The 13072-nt window shown below is 38.6% G+C and carries 9 protein-coding genes; all 9 read left to right on the top strand.

Annotation, left to right across the window (positions count from 1 at the left end; translation table 11 throughout):
* Positions 1 to 16 precede the first annotated feature (16 nt).
* The 9 genes from uvrB to MKY76_RS03740 all read left to right on the top strand — a co-directional run bounded on the left by uvrB (position 17) and on the right by MKY76_RS03740 (position 13038).
* Entirely contained in the window at positions 17 to 1996 is a 1980-nt protein-coding gene (uvrB, locus tag MKY76_RS03700) for an excinuclease ABC subunit UvrB (RefSeq protein ID WP_342557440.1), read from the top strand.
* Positions 1997 to 2003: 7 nt separating this feature from the next.
* Positions 2004 to 4871, top strand: coding sequence for an excinuclease ABC subunit UvrA (uvrA, locus tag MKY76_RS03705; protein ID WP_112117403.1), 2868 nt, complete (start codon positions 2004 to 2006; stop codon positions 4869 to 4871).
* 283 nt (positions 4872 to 5154) lie between these two features.
* Complete coding sequence (locus MKY76_RS03710) at positions 5155 to 6342, top strand: DUF4097 family beta strand repeat-containing protein (RefSeq protein WP_066036284.1); 1188 nt, start codon at positions 5155 to 5157, stop codon at positions 6340 to 6342.
* Between the two features lie 241 nt (positions 6343 to 6583).
* On the top strand, positions 6584 to 7270 hold the full coding sequence (ftsE, locus tag MKY76_RS03715) for a cell division ATP-binding protein FtsE (RefSeq protein ID WP_016991524.1): 687 nt from the start codon (positions 6584 to 6586) through the stop codon (positions 7268 to 7270).
* Positions 7260 to 8144, top strand: a complete 885-nt coding sequence (ftsX, locus tag MKY76_RS03720) for a permease-like cell division protein FtsX (RefSeq protein WP_004227513.1) — start codon at positions 7260 to 7262, stop codon at positions 8142 to 8144. Before ftsE ends, ftsX begins: the two co-directional genes overlap by 11 nt.
* A gap of 53 nt (positions 8145 to 8197) precedes the next feature.
* Positions 8198 to 9505, top strand: coding sequence for a M23 family metallopeptidase (locus tag MKY76_RS03725; protein ID WP_048392050.1), 1308 nt, complete (start codon positions 8198 to 8200; stop codon positions 9503 to 9505).
* Between the two features lie 653 nt (positions 9506 to 10158).
* Positions 10159 to 10791 carry a hypothetical protein gene (locus tag MKY76_RS03730; RefSeq protein WP_342557441.1) on the top strand — a complete coding sequence of 211 codons (633 nt, stop codon included), beginning with the start codon at positions 10159 to 10161 and terminating at the stop codon, positions 10789 to 10791.
* Entirely contained in the window at positions 10788 to 11375 is a 588-nt protein-coding gene (locus MKY76_RS03735) for a redoxin domain-containing protein (protein WP_048392048.1), read from the top strand. The genes MKY76_RS03730 and MKY76_RS03735 overlap by 4 nt, the downstream gene beginning before the upstream one ends.
* A gap of 220 nt (positions 11376 to 11595) precedes the next feature.
* Positions 11596 to 13038 (top strand): S41 family peptidase, encoded by a 1443-nt coding sequence (locus MKY76_RS03740; RefSeq protein ID WP_048392047.1) that lies wholly within the window; start codon positions 11596 to 11598, stop codon positions 13036 to 13038.
* Positions 13039 to 13072: the final 34 nt, after the last annotated feature.

Below are 13072 nucleotides of genomic sequence, written 5' to 3' on the forward strand. Positions count from 1 at the left end.
AAGGACGGGGACATGAGTGCAAACATTTGATTTACAAGCGCCATATCAGCCTAACGGGGATCAGCCACAGGCCATTGCGGAATTAGTGGAGGGTGTGAAAGCAGGCAAACGTCATCAAACATTGCTTGGTGCTACTGGAACAGGTAAGACGTTTACCATTTCGAATGTCATCCAGCAAGTCAAAAAACCAACACTAATTATGGCACACAATAAAACACTAGCTGGCCAGTTGTATAGTGAATTTAAAGAGTTCTTCCCAAATAACGCCGTTGAATATTTTGTCAGCTACTATGATTACTACCAACCAGAAGCTTATGTACCGCAGACAGATACCTATATAGAAAAAGACTCTAGCATTAACGATGAAATTGATAAGCTGCGTCACTCTGCTACTTCTGCATTGTTTGAGCGTGAGGATGTCATTATTATTGCATCTGTGTCCTGTATCTATGGTTTAGGTTCTCCGGAAGAATATCGAGAAATGGTTGTTTCCATTCGTACGGGTATGGAAATTGAACGTAATCAGCTACTGCGCAAGCTTGTAGACGTTCAGTATGAGCGAAATGATGTTAGTTTTACTCGCGGAACATTTCGGGTACGTGGAGATGTAGTGGAAATCTTCCCAGCCTCTCGTGATGAGCATTGTATTCGTGTGGAATTTTTTGGGGATGAAATCGATCGCATTCGTGAGGTAGATGCACTAACGGGAGAGATTTTATCGGATCGAGAGCATGTTGCTATTTTCCCTGCATCTCACTTCGTTACACGAGAAGAGAAAATGCGTAAAGCGATTGAAAACATTGAAAAAGAATTAGAGGAACGACTTGCATTATTACGTGCAGAAGATAAATTACTAGAGGCACAGCGTTTAGAACAGCGTACACGCTATGATTTAGAGATGATGCGTGAAATGGGCTTTTGCTCTGGGATTGAAAACTATTCACGTCATTTAACATTGCGTGAAGCAGGTGCTACTCCATATACTTTGCTAGATTATTTCCCCGAAGACTTTTTACTTGTGGTTGATGAAAGTCACGTAACACTTCCACAGGTTCGAGGAATGTACAATGGTGACCAAGCACGTAAAGGAGTGCTCGTAGAACATGGCTTCCGATTGCCGTCTGCTCTAGATAACCGTCCATTACGTTTTGAAGAGTATGAAAACCGCGTACATCAAGCGATTTATGTATCAGCCACACCAGGTCCTTATGAACTGGAGCATACACCAGAAATGGTAGAGCAAATTATCCGTCCAACTGGATTATTAGATCCATTAATTGATGTACGTCCTATTGAAGGTCAAATTGATAATTTAATTGATGAAATACAAGATCGAATTGCGCGTGATGAGCGAGTTTTAGTGACAACGCTAACGAAGAAAATGTCTGAGGATTTAACGGCTTACCTGAAGGAAATGGGCTTAAAAGTTGAATACTTACATTCAGAAATTAAGACACTAGAACGTATTGAAATTATCCGTGAGCTACGCAAAGGAACGTATGATGTGCTAATAGGTATTAATCTATTGCGTGAAGGTCTTGATATCCCTGAAGTGTCCCTTGTGGCAATTTTAGATGCTGATAAAGAAGGGTTTTTACGTTCAGAGCGTTCATTGATTCAAACCATTGGTCGTGCTGCTCGAAACGCGAATGGTCATGTCATTATGTATGCAGACCATGTAACAGACTCGATGAAAAAGGCGATTGATGAAACGCAACGTCGTCGTGCGTTACAAATGGCTTATAACGAGGAGCATGGCATAACACCTCAAACGATCATTAAGAAAATCCCAGATGTGATTCGCGCAACACAAGTAGCAGAAGAAGTGGAATCCTATGTAACAAAGGCAACAAAAGGCAAAAAGCTGACAAAGGCGGAAAGAGAACAGCTCTTAGCTTCCCTAGAAGTCGAAATGAAGGAAGCAGCAAAAGCGCTTGATTTTGAACGTGCGGCTGAGTTACGAGATACAATATTTGAATTGAAGGTAGAAGGGTGAATGACTTGTGAAAAATACTGAAATTGTCGTGCAAGGTGCACGTGCTCATAATTTAAAAAATATCAATGTCACAATTCCACGTGACCAATTAGTCGTTTTAACAGGATTATCAGGCTCTGGAAAGTCTTCTCTAGCATTTGACACAATTTATGCGGAGGGCCAACGTCGTTATGTTGAGTCCCTCTCCGCCTATGCCCGCCAATTTCTTGGACAAATGGATAAACCAGATGTCGATGCAATAGAAGGCTTGTCGCCTGCTATTTCCATTGACCAAAAAACAACTAGTCGTAACCCGCGATCTACTGTCGGTACGGTAACGGAAATCTATGATTACCTACGTTTACTTTATGCACGCATTGGTAAACCGATTTGTCCAAATCATGGCATAGAAATCACTTCCCAAACGATTGAGCAAATGGTGGATCGTTTATTAACCTATCCTGAGAGAACTAAGATGCAGCTCCTTGCACCAATGGTCTCTGGACGTAAGGGTACCCATGTTAAACTACTAGAAGATTTAAAAAAGCAGGGGTTTGTTCGTGTACGAATTGATGGGGAATTGCGTGATTTAGATGATGCTATCGAACTTGATAAAAATAAAAAGCATTCCATCGAAGTAGTAGTGGACCGTGTTGTTATGAAGGAAGGGATTGCTGCTCGTCTGAGTGATTCTTTAGAAACGGCTTTACGCCTGGCAGATGGACGTGTGCTTGTCGATGTGATGGAACATGAAGAGTTATTATTTAGTGAGCATCATGCCTGCCCATTATGTGGTTTTTCTATTGGTGAGTTAGAGCCTCGTATGTTTTCATTTAATAGTCCGTTTGGTGCTTGTCCAAGCTGTGATGGCTTAGGTTCAACACAAGAGGTAGATTTAGATTTAGTGGTGCCTGATTGGGATCGTTCCTTGTTAGAGCATGCCATCGCACCATGGGAACCAACAAGTTCGCAGTACTACCCACAATTACTAAAAGCTGTATGTGATCATTACGATATTCCAATGGACGTGCCTGTAAAGGATTTGCCAAAGGAAAAGATGGACAAGGTTTTATATGGCTCTGGAAAAGATAAGATACACTTCCATTATGAAAATGAGTTTGGCAATGTGCGAGATCAAATGATCGAATTCGAGGGTGTGGTGCGCAATGTTGAGCGTCGTTTTAAAGAGACGACATCCGATTATGTTCGTGAGCAGATGGAAAAATACATGGCACAGCAGGCTTGCCCTTCATGTAAAGGGTATCGTTTAAAGCCTGAGACGCTAGCAGTGAAAGTAGCTGATAAACATATCGGTGAGGTCACACAATATTCAATTCAGGAAGCAGACACTTTCTTTAAAGAGCTTGATCTCACTGAAAAGGATATGCAAATTGCTCGATTAGTTTTACGAGAAATCGAAGAACGATTGGGCTTCCTTGTGAATGTTGGTTTAGACTATTTAACATTGAGTCGTGCAGCAGGTACATTATCTGGTGGAGAGGCACAACGTATTCGCCTTGCTACACAAATTGGTTCACGATTAACGGGAGTCCTCTATATTTTAGATGAGCCTTCGATTGGTTTGCATCAGCGAGATAATGATCGACTGATTAGCACATTACAAAATATGCGTGACATTGGAAATACGCTGATTGTGGTAGAGCATGATGAAGATACGATGCTTGCTGCAGATTATCTCATCGATGTAGGACCTGGAGCAGGCGTCCATGGCGGTCAAATTGTGGCAGCAGGTACACCACAGGAAGTTATGAATAATGAAAAATCCTTAACTGGACAATATTTAAGTGGTAGAAAGTTTATTCCTTTACCAATTGAAAGACGCCAACCAAATGGCCGAAAGCTCTCCATTAAAGGTGCCAAGGAAAATAATTTACGCAATGTTAAAGTAGATGTTCCATTAGGCTTATTTGTAGCAGTGACAGGTGTGTCTGGTTCAGGGAAATCTACACTGATAAATGAAATTTTATATAAATCTTTGGCACAGAAGCTGAATCGTTCAAAGGTTAAGCCTGGCGAGCATAAAGAAGTGACAGGTATCGATGAGCTTGAAAAAGTAATCGATATTGATCAATCGCCAATTGGGCGTACACCTCGTTCAAACCCAGCAACTTATACAGGTGTTTTTGATGATATTCGCGATGTTTTCGCAGCAACAAATGAAGCAAAGGTACGAGGCTATAAAAAAGGACGCTTTAGTTTTAATGTCAAGGGCGGTCGTTGTGAAGCATGTCGTGGTGACGGCATTATTAAAATTGAAATGCATTTCCTTCCAGATGTTTATGTACCATGTGAAGTATGTCACGGCAAACGTTATAACCGTGAAACACTTGAAGTGAAGTATAAAGATAAGAGTATTGCTGATATTCTCGATATGACAATTGAAAATGCAGTAGTGTTCTTTGAAAATATTCCAAAGATCCAGCGTAAGCTACAAACGATTGTTGATGTGGGGTTGGGTTATATGAAATTAGGGCAACCAGCCACAACCTTATCGGGCGGTGAGGCGCAGCGTGTAAAACTAGCCTCTGAATTACATCGACGCTCCACAGGGAAATCCTTCTATATTTTAGATGAACCTACGACAGGATTACATGCCGATGATATTGCTCGTTTACTTGTCGTTTTACAGCGTCTTGTTGAAAACGGTGATTCGGTATTAGTTATTGAGCATAACTTGGATGTGATTAAAACAGCTGATTATATCATTGACTTAGGTCCAGAAGGCGGAGACAAAGGTGGTACGATTGTTGCAACTGGTACACCTGAAGAGGTAGTAGAAGTAGCAGGCTCCTATACAGGCAAATACTTAAAACCAATTCTGGAACGTGATCGTATGAGAATGGATGCATTGCTAGCAGAAGCTACTAAGTCTTAAGGGTTTTACATTCGAACGGAAATGATTAATCTGGATTGAAAGGTGATCTTAAATTGGGGAAAGTCGCTCAATCCAGATTGAAAATGATTCGAAATGTGAAGAACCCACTCAAACAGAGGCCGGAAGAGATCCAACTAATCTAAAAAACGAGCAATAAAATCTTCAGAGGTAAAAGCCTGACGTTGTTGAAATGAAAAGACCCAATTTATTCAATTTTGCAGTGAAACTTTTCACATGATGAATCGTATAAATAGTATAACGAACTGAGGGAGGCTATTTATTTATGCAAAATGAACGTCAACGAATTTTAGAACTTGTAGAAAAAGGAACAATTTCGGCACAAGAGGCGATTACATTATTAGAAGCATTAGAGCAACCTGGCAAGTCTACTCAACATGTTATGAATGATGTGTCGAAAGAGACGCAATCCTTTTCAAATGAAAAAGAGCCATTATTTGAAGAAAAATCAAAAGATGGTGACAAGAAAAAAGATGATTTTATGAAATACTTCCAAGATGAAATGCAGGATTTTCGTAAGGATTTAACGCAAATCGGTTCTCTTTTTATGGATATGATGAATACGGCTGTTAAAAAGGTAAAGGAATTTGATGTAGCTTCTCCATTTGGAGATAAAATTGAATTTACCCATACAGAAGAAGTGGCTGCTGCCAATGTGGACAATATTATTGTTGAATTACCGAATGGTAACTTCTCATTGGAATCCAGTGAAGGAGAAACTATTCAGGTGATTTGCAAGGTAAAGGCACCTTTGATGAACGAAAGTGAAGAAGAAACTCGTAATCACTTCTTAGAGCAATTTGTTGTGAAAGAGGAAGCACAATCACTTCGTATTTTGAGCCAATTAAAGCTTGTTCAAGTCAATGTGAAGGTGCTAGTACCAAAGGATAAACTTGAAAAATTATCTGTTCGTCTAATGAATGGTAGTGTTTCATTACAGGATACAGAATTTGAAGAATTAAAAGTGAAAACGTTAAACGGTGCCATTAAAGGTACGAAATTTAATTTTGGAAAAGCTGAAGTGGATTCTTCTAATGGTTCCATTGAATTAACGAATGTTCGAGGCAAGGATTTAGAGGCTGAAACATTGAATGGGCGTGTTTATTTGGATGGTGCATTGGATGAAGTTGAAGCTAAGTCTGTCAATGGACATGTAGTCGTAACAACATGCTCGACAAATTCTTCTAAAATTAAAGCTCAAACAGTTGCTGGAGCAGTGGAATTATATGTCCCACGAACAATTTCATTGAGCGGTAAAGTCGTAACGAATTTCGGTAAAGTGGATGTGGGTATCCAGGATGTTTCTAAAATGGAGTCACAAGATCAATTCTTATCCAAAGTAGTCCGTTTCGACAAAGAAGTTGAAAATGCGAATCGCCTATTTATAGAAGGTGAATCGAAAACTGGTGCTGTTTTAGTGCGCTACACAACAACAGATGAACAACAAATTTAACAGTAGAAGCATTCAAGGTAAAGCTTGAATGCTTTTTCTTTTCAAACAGGATTCGACCTAGCACATAGAGGAGAATCTTGTTTTATTTTTGTCATATTTTTAAGGATAATGGCAAGGAAAGAATGAAATAGAAGGAACTGCCACGGATTGAAATGAAACTGTAATAAAAAAACAGAAATAGAGTGCTATAATAGTAAAAGAAATACCTCTTACATAGATGAGAGTTTTAGGTGGTTTAATCATGATAGAAATGAAAAATGTGACAAAGAAATACCCAAACGGTGTTGTTGCGACAAATGGTATTTCCGTTAATATAAAGCAAGGCGAATTTGTGTATGTAGTTGGCCCAAGTGGGGCAGGGAAATCCACATTTATTAAATTGATGTACCGTGAAGAAAAAGCAACATCAGGACAAATAATTGTAAATGGTATTGATTTAGCAACTTTAAAGAATAAGAAGGTCCCTTTTTTGCGCCGTCAACTTGGTGTAGTTTTCCAAGATTTCAAATTGCTACCTCGTTTGAATGTCTATGAGAATGTAGCGTTTGCGCTTGAAGTAATAGAGGAAAAGCCAGATGAAATCCGACGTCGGGTTATGGAAGTGCTAGAACTAGTTGGATTGAAACATAAAGCAAGAATGTTTCCAAATGAACTTTCAGGAGGAGAGCAGCAACGAGTATCGATTGCTCGTTCAATAGTCAATGTCCCAAAAGTGGTGATTGCAGATGAACCTACAGGGAATCTTGACCCTGAAACATCATGGGAAATTATGAATTTATTTGAGGAAATTAATGCACGTGGGACAACGATTGTAATGGCAACCCACAACCGTGAAATTGTAAATACGATTCGACGTCGTGTTATTGCAATTGAAGGCGGCTTAATTGTCCGTGATGAACACGGAGGTGAATACGGCTATGAAATTTAGTACAGTAAAGCGCCACTTCCGGGAAAGTATCAAATCACTTGGTCGAAATAGCTGGATGACCATTGCCTCTGTCAGTGCCGTTACCGTTACGCTCATTCTAGTAGGTGTTTTTGCGCTTATTATGATGAATTTAAATAAAGTAGCAACGGATTTAGAAAATGATGTCGAAATTAAAGTGTTAATTGATGAAACAGCAGATGAAGCTGCTGAAAAAGCACTCATCGAAAAAGTCAAAAAATTGCCTGGTGTCTCGGAGATGACGTATTCCACTAAGGAAGATGAGTTAACCAAGCTAGTAAAAGACTTCGGTGATGATTTTAAACTATTTGAACAAAGTAACCCTTTACGTAACGTTATTTATGTAAAAGCTGCTGATCCACAGCAAACAGCAAAAGTTGCGAAAACCATTGATAAATATGAGTATACATATGATGTAATGTATGGCGAAGGAAAAGTTGAAAAACTATTTAACTTCTTAAATATTAGTCGTAATGTAGGAATCGTACTTATTTTAGGGTTATTATTTACGGCAATTTTCTTAATTTCGAATACAATTCGTATAACGATTATAGCTCGACGTGATGAAATAGAAATTATGAAACTTGTAGGGGCTACAAATTCATTCGTGCGTATCCCATTCTTATTAGAAGGTATGTGGCTTGGAATTTTAGGTTCAATTATTCCGATTGCGGTTGTGACGACCCTTTACCACAATATATATAAAATTATTGCACCACGTTTACAAGGAGAGCTTGTTCAATTACTAGATTTTTCTCCACTTGTGTATCAGGTAAGCGGTCTTCTGTTACTCATTGGTGTACTGATCGGTATTTGGGGAAGTTTCATGTCAGTACGTAAGTTTTTAAAAATTTAGTCACAACGGATATTTGTGAAAAAGAAAAGAATAGTCGAAGGGGAGTTCAATCGGTGAAAAGTAAGGCGAAAAACATATTAAAAACACTTGCAGCAGCATCTGCTCTAATTCTTTTTATCCAAACTCCATCAGCATATGCAACAAGTTTATCGGATTTAAAAGAAGAAAAGAAACAAGTTGAAACAAAGAAGAATCAGTTAAATTCATCTATCAGCAATAAATCAAATGCAATTACAGCTAATCAAGAAAAGCAACAACAAATCTTAGATCAAATTCAAGCATTGAACGCTGAAATCGACAAAACTAATAGTAATATTAAAAAAGTACAAGCAGATATTCGGGCAACAAATGAGGAAATTAAAAAGTTAGAAGCTTCTATTGAAGAGCTTTTGCATAAAATTGAAGAGCGCGATTTATTGTTACAAGAACGTGCACGTGCCATTCAAGCTGGGGGCTCTGTAAGTTATTTAGATGTTTTGCTAGGCTCTAATAGTTTTGTAGACTTTATTGATCGTTTCTCTGCAGTTAATGCATTATTGGAAGCGGATCGTCAAATTATTCAAGATCAAAAAGATGATAAACAAAAATTAGAAGAGCAAAAGCAAAGTGTAGAAGAGAAACGTAAAAACCTAGAAGGTAAAAAAGCTGAGCTTGAACGATTAAAAGCATCATTAGACAGTCAAAAAACTGAGAAAAATAAACTAGTAGACCAATTAGAAAAAGAGCAAGAAAAGCTGAAATCAGAAAAGGTATTACTTGAAAAAGAATACTCAGAGGCTTTGGAAGTAAGTCAGGAATTGCAAGATCAAATTATTGCTGAACAAAATCGTTTGGCTGAAATTGCACGTCAGCAAGAGGCAAAACGTAAAGCAGCCGCCGCGGCCGCGGCAGCAGCTGCTGCTAACAATGGTGGCGGATCATCTGGTGGTACAGTCCATGCGCCTCAATCAAACGGAACTTGGATAAAACCAACGAATGGTCGCTTAACATCACCATATGGTTGGCGAAATCTTGGAGCAGGTCCTGAATTCCATTATGGTGTCGACCTTGCAAATGCAACGGGAACACCAATATGGGCAGCAGCAGATGGCGTTGTTTCTTACGCAGCACCACTTAGTTCGTATGGTAATGTTGTCATTGTAACGCACTCTATCGATGGACAAATTTACACAACCGTTTATGCACATTTAAGTGCATTTAATGTTAGTGTAGGACAAGAAGTAACACAAGGTCAGCAAATTGCAGCCATGGGTAGTACAGGTCGCTCTACTGGCCCACACTTACACTTTGAAGTGCATATTGGTCCTTGGAAAGGACAAGCAGTCGGCAGTGTAAATCCACTGAAATATATCCCATTGTAAACATAAAAGCTATACACTAGCGTTTTCTAGTGTATAGCTTTTAATATTTCATCGAATGTTTCACCATTCACCAACTTATAGGTTTGCCCATTAATAGCCAATAAGCCATTTTTGCAGAACAGTATTTTTAATGTATGGTCAAAATAAGTAAGATCCAATTGAAAGACAACATCAGCTTTTTTGTTATTTAATAAGGTTCTTTTTAATTCCAAAGTACTTAAGTCTAAACGCAAACATCTAATCGTGGATTTTCACGATTGATAATGGCAAAGCTTTTATTGGTACCATTGTCAACTTCCTAAATCGTTATCTTATTTACTATTTCTAGAAGATCTTTATTAAGTAAAAAATCTTGTAGTAAATTCTTTGTTTGATACTCTGAGTACAGCATCAGAACACTAATACTAAGACAAATAGCAGCAATCCATAGTATAAGTCGCTTTGAAAGCATAACTCCTCCCCTTTTCTCATTTTACGAAATATTCCATTGAAAGTTTCATCGCTATTATAAGATTCTAAATAATGTTATGATGAATATATACTTAGTGGGGTATTTTCATTGTTGTTATTTCTGAAGATTTTCTTAAAACAGTGTGAAATAGTCTTTTTTTAAAAAGGTTCTATGCTATGCTTTCGGAGGAGGATTCGTTGAATTGATAAATACAGAGTGGTACTCAATCCGAACATTAACTTTACCAGCTACTGCAGTCGCTTTACTTATTACTTTTTTTATTGTGTGGCTTATCTTGCGCTTACAATTTTCTAAAAAGTGGTCTGAGCTATATAGTGATGCCATTTTCACCTTTATTATTGTTTGGAAGTTAAGTTTGCTTGGAACAGATTTCAAAACTGTAGTAAACAATCCAATTACATTGCTTTATTTTAATGGCGGAACAATGGGTGTTCTTCTCGGTGTCATTGTAGCATCTTTGCAAATATGGAGAAAGCGACAGAGTCTACAGCTTGAGGAACAAGAGATGATAGCTGGTAGCTGGGCTATTATTCTAACGCAATCCATTTATCAAATGCTTGCTGTGCTATTTAATGACAACAATATATCGAGTGAAGTTATAACATTAGCTGTGCTAAGTGTAGTCACGCTCGTCATATTATGGAGATTAGTAGCGGTGAAACAAGCTCTCATACTCTATACAATTAGCTATTTGATAGTGGCTATCTTCCAGCCGCTTGGTATAGGGCAAACAGCTGTGGCTGTCAGTGTAATACTACTTTGTTTGGGCTTAACTATTCAGCATGAACGAATCAATGTGGGAGGTAAGAAATGAAAAAAAATATTGGACTGCTGATCGTTGTGCTATTAGTGGTTGCGATGATTGGTACATATGTAAAACAACAAATTGACGAAGAACGTGCTATTGATAAATCGGCTCTAGGTAAGGATATGGAGGAGCTAGAAACTGGCTTAAGCAAAGGCGATATACCGCCTGATTTCACCTTAACAAGCTTAGACGGGGAAGATATCACGTTAAGCGATCTTCGTGGAAAAAAAGTCGTTTTAAATTTCTGGGCAACATGGTGCCCACCTTGTAAGGCGGAAATGCCTCATATGCAAAGCTTCTATGATGAGTATGCAAAAGAGAAAAACGTTGAAATTATAGCGGTCAATTTAACAGAAGCCGAACGTGATGTGACCGCTGATGCCAAAGTGGACACAGTGATGACATTTAGAGATAGCTTTGAGCTAACGTTCCCTATTTTATTGGACCCTGACAATGAAGCTGGCTTGAATTATCAAGTCATCACGATTCCAACCACTTATTTTATTGATTCCAAGGGCCTCATTCAACGCGCCATCAGAGGACCAATGGACGTGGATATGTTAAATGATTATGTAGATGCACTAGATTGATTCATAAAAAATCTGCTCGTTTTCTATAGTGGAAACAAGCAGATTTTTTTATTTTTCATAAGTCAAGGTGAATACTCGCGGGAACCAAGGTATATCCATGCGAATCAACAGCCAACATCCATGTGTAAAGTGAAATATTCTCTCTTAACAAATTTGAAAGGTAATTTTGTATGTTTGAAAAAATAGAGTCATACAGTAAAAGAGACGGAGGAGGGAAGATTTGCGCAAATTAACAGCCGGTGTCGGAGTCCTACTTAGTAGTTTGGTGGTGGGCAGTGGTATTTACTTTGATTGGTTTAATATTGGCGATAAAAAGGAGCCTGTTACGGAGGTTGATACTATTGGTGAGGCTATGACAATCATTGAAGAAAAATCAGTATACAGTACAAAAAAGGATGAATTAGTGGAAGGGGCTCTTCGTGGGATGGCTGATGCCATTAAAGATCCTTATAGTACGTATTACTCCAAGGAAGAGGCTGAGCAACATCGGCAAATGCTAGCTGAGGAACGAGTAGGCATCGGTATTGAACTAACCGAAAATAAAGGGAAGTTTATTGTTGTGTCACCTGTTCGCTCATCACCAGCAGAGAAAGCAGGCATGCGTTCACTCGATGAAATTGTACAAGTTGATGGGGTACGGATTGATGGGAAAACGATGAGTGAATTAATGCATTTAATTCAAGGTGAAAAGGGAACGAAAGTAACCATTGTTGTCTATCGTCCAAGTGAAGATAAGCATATTAAGATGACGATGGAGCGTGCAGCAATTTCCAATAAAACGGTAACTAGTGAGGTAGTGAAGGTAGAAGATACAGCTATTGGCTATGTAGTGATCTCATTATTCGGTGAAAAAACCGCCAATGAATGGGTGGCAGAAACGAGTAAATTACTTCGTAAAGATGTGGAAGGAATTGTGATCGATGTACGGGATAATCCAGGTGGTTATTTACATAGCGTCGCAGCGCTACTGAGCACAGTATTGGACAATGGCAAAGTATTTGCATATATGCAAAATGCGGAAGGTGCTATGGAACCATTAAAAACGCAAACAAAAGGCTTTGATGAAAAATATATAGAAACGATGAATAAAATTCCAATTGTTGTATTGCAAAATCAAGGTAGTGCATCTGCTAGTGAAGTATTGAGCGGAGCTTTAAAAGGCTGGGGACGCGCTTCACTTGTTGGGGTTAAGAGCTTTGGAAAAGGGACTGTACAAGAATCTTGGGAGCTTTCCAATGGCGGCGAGCTTAAATTATCAACCAACAAATGGCTAACACCAAAACGTGAATGGATTCATGGGCAGGGCATTGAAGCTAGTTTAATGATTGAGCAAAATGAATTATTTGCTTTTCAACTTCATCCACTAACAGGTAAGTTTAAAGTGGGTGATATGAGTGAAGAGATTTCCTATTCACAAAACGCCTTGCAGAAACTAGGCTATCAAATCGATCGTTTAGATGGCTATATGGATGAAACGACCGCAGAGGCCGTTAATCTTTATCGTAAACAGAAAAAATTAAAGCTAGCAGAAGATGAATTTTATATGGACACGACTTTCTTTAATAGTTTAAACGAAACGTTAAAGGATTTTAAAGCCGATCGTCAAAATGACCAACAATTCCAAATGGCCACTAGTTTTTTACTGCATACGATTGACCAATAAAACTCGCAGACAGAACAAAAATACCATAATACAA

It is taken from the genome of Lysinibacillus sp. FSL P4-0201 (assembly GCF_038593425.1).
Taxonomy (GTDB): domain Bacteria; phylum Bacillota; class Bacilli; order Bacillales_A; family Planococcaceae; genus Lysinibacillus; species Lysinibacillus capsici.

Bases quoted from the DNA above. Each gene is read 5' to 3' on its own strand.
- ftsX (WP_004227513.1), top strand. From the start codon at position 7,260: ATGAAATTTAGTACAGTAAAGCGCCACTTCCGGGAAAGTATCAAATCA.
- MKY76_RS03735 (WP_048392048.1), top strand. From the start codon at position 10,788: ATGAAAAAAAATATTGGACTGCTGATCGTTGTGCTATTAGTGGTTGCG.
- MKY76_RS03710 (WP_066036284.1), top strand. From the start codon at position 5,155: ATGCAAAATGAACGTCAACGAATTTTAGAACTTGTAGAAAAAGGAACA.
- ftsE (WP_016991524.1), top strand. From the start codon at position 6,584: ATGATAGAAATGAAAAATGTGACAAAGAAATACCCAAACGGTGTTGTT.